General features: G+C 31.6%; 4 protein-coding genes. All 4 read left to right on the forward strand.

Annotated elements, in window-relative coordinates:
* On the forward strand, nucleotides 1-936 hold a 936-nt coding region (gene atpB, locus VFS71_RS16835), incomplete at its 5' end, for a F0F1 ATP synthase subunit A (RefSeq protein WP_326402744.1).
* Nucleotides 937-1,031: 95 nt separating this feature from the next.
* Nucleotides 1,032-1,223, forward strand: a complete 192-nt coding sequence (atpE, locus tag VFS71_RS16840; RefSeq protein ID WP_100842815.1) for an ATP synthase F0 subunit C — start codon at nucleotides 1,032-1,034, stop codon at nucleotides 1,221-1,223.
* Nucleotides 1,224-1,349: 126 nt separating this feature from the next.
* Nucleotides 1,350-1,850, forward strand: coding sequence for a F0F1 ATP synthase subunit B (locus tag VFS71_RS16845; RefSeq protein WP_326402745.1), 501 nt, complete (start codon nucleotides 1,350-1,352; stop codon nucleotides 1,848-1,850).
* A gap of 2 nt (nucleotides 1,851-1,852) precedes the next feature.
* On the forward strand, nucleotides 1,853-2,386 hold the full coding sequence (atpH, locus tag VFS71_RS16850) for an ATP synthase F1 subunit delta (protein ID WP_111408332.1): 534 nt from the start codon (nucleotides 1,853-1,855) through the stop codon (nucleotides 2,384-2,386).
* The last annotated feature ends 26 nt before the right edge of the window (nucleotides 2,387-2,412 follow it).

Consider the following 2,412-nt stretch of genomic DNA (forward strand, 5'->3'; position numbering starts at 1 on the left):
TTTTCTTTTTTCCAAGATGATGAAACAGGAGTTCATTACGGTTTTTCATTACCTATTATTATTTGGGATAATGGTTTTCAAATTTTCTCTTCTTCAAAATTCGAACATGGTGAGGCAGTTGCTGAATCAAACGGAAATTTCTACAAAATAAACCACCACGACGGAAAAATTTACAAAACTGACGCTGCAGGTACAATTACCGAAGATGAAAAATCAGGACACCCTACAAATGTACGTCCTTTGGATTTGTCAATTACAAAATCTGTTTTGTCTATAATGATTGCAGCAGTTTTGATGTTTTTCCTTTTTACAGGTTTAGCAAAATCATATGCTAAGAATAATGGAATTGCTTCTGGTGCAGGTCGCATCTTTGAACCAGTTGTGTTGTTTATTCGTGACGAGATTGCAATCCCAAACATTGGTGAGAAGCACTATAAGAAATACATGAGTTATTTATTGACTATCTTTTTCTTCATATTATTTTTAAATATTTTCGGTTTGATGCCATTCGGTATAAATGTAACTGGAAATCTTACTATTACATTTTCATTAGCAATATTAACGTTTTTAATCACAAACCTTACTGCCAATAAAAATTATTGGGGACACATTTTCTGGATGCCAGGTGTGCCAAAACCGATGCGAATTGTATTGGCTCCAATAGAATTATTAGGAGTAGTTATTAAACCATTTTCATTAATGATACGTTTGTACGCGAATATTTTTGCTGGACACATTGTATTGATGAGTATTATTGGTTTGATGTTTATATTCAAAAGTTGGATAGGAAGTAGTTTGTCATTTGGTTTGTCATTTGCACTTTCTATTCTTGAAATATTAGTTGCGTTTTTACAAGCGTATATTTTTACCTTGCTTTCTGCTTTGTATTTCGGTATGGCGGTAGAAGAGCATCATCATGAGGAAGCTCATCACTAAAATGTTTAACCGTTAATTTGTTTAACCGATTCAACGATTCAACAAATTATCGATTAAGCCATAAAAAAGAATGTTTAATTTTTAATATATATATTATGGAAGGTTTAAATTTCGTAGGAGCAGGATTAATTGTAATTGGAGCAGGTTTAGGAATTGGTAGAATTGGTGGTTCAGCAATGGATGCTATTGCTCGTCAACCAGAAGCTTCTGGAAAAATCCAAACAGCTATGCTTATTGCAGCTGCACTTATTGAAGGTATTGGTTTCGCAGCGTTATTCGCAGCTTAATTAGCACTTAAAAAACAAACAATAGTTACAACGGTTGGTTGTAACTATTGTTTTAATTAAATGTTGAAAATTATATTAAACAGATTAAATTTTATTTTTAAAAATACAATTTACAATTTATAAAAAATGGAAAAGTTAATAAATCAGTTTGAGTTAGGTTTGTTTTTCTGGCAAGTATTAATATTTATCGGATTAATATTCTTATTGAAAAAATTCGCTTGGAAACCTATTCTTGATGCTGTAAACGATAGAGAAGAAGGAATTAAAAATGCTTTACTTTCTGCTGAAAACGCTAGAAAAGAAATGCAAAATTTGCAAGCTGACAACCAACGTATTTTACAAGAAGCTAGATTAGAGCGTGACAACATGCTTAAAGAAGCTCGTGAAATGAAAGATAAAATGGTTGATGATGCAAAAACTGAAGCTCAAGCTCAAGGTCAAAAAATGATCGATCAAGCAAAAGCTGCAATTGAAAGCGAAAAAAATGCAGCTATGGCTGAATTGAAATTACAAGTTTCAACTTTGTCTCTAAGTATTGCTGAAAAATTATTAAAAGATGAATTGTCTAACAAAGAAGCTCAAACTAAATTGGTTGAGAAATTGTTAGGTGACGTAAAATTGAACTAATCATGGCAAGTACTAGAGCAGCAATTCGTTATGCAACCGCAATTTTAGATTTATCCAATTCAAAAGGAGTGTCTGAAGCTGTAAATAATGACATGAAATCTATTGCTTCAACGATTAAGGGCAATTTGGAATTGAGTACTTTTATTCAAAATCCAACCATTAAAGTAGAAGTGAAAGAGAAAGCACTTTTAGAAGTTTTTGCTACTGTTGATAATGTAACCAAGGGTTTACTTCATTTGTTATTTGAAAACAAAAGATTTGAAATTCTAGATGTCATTGCTGCAGAGTATAGCAAATTGTTTGATATCATGAATAATGTTGAAGTAGCAAAAGTAACTACAGCTATTGCTATGGATGCTGCGCTTGAAGCTAAAGTTTTGGCTAAAATAGCAACACTTTCTGATAAAAAAATCACAATCGAAAATACTGTAGATCCTTCTATAATTGGAGGATTTATATTAAGAATAGGTGATCAGCAGTATAATGCTTCTGTTGCCAACAGATTACAAATATTAAAAAGAGAGTTAAGTAATTAGTTTTATTACACATTAGTGTCTAAATT

This window comes from Flavobacterium sp., assembly GCF_035760125.1.
In the GTDB taxonomy this organism is placed as follows: Bacteria; Bacteroidota; Bacteroidia; order Flavobacteriales; family Flavobacteriaceae; genus Flavobacterium.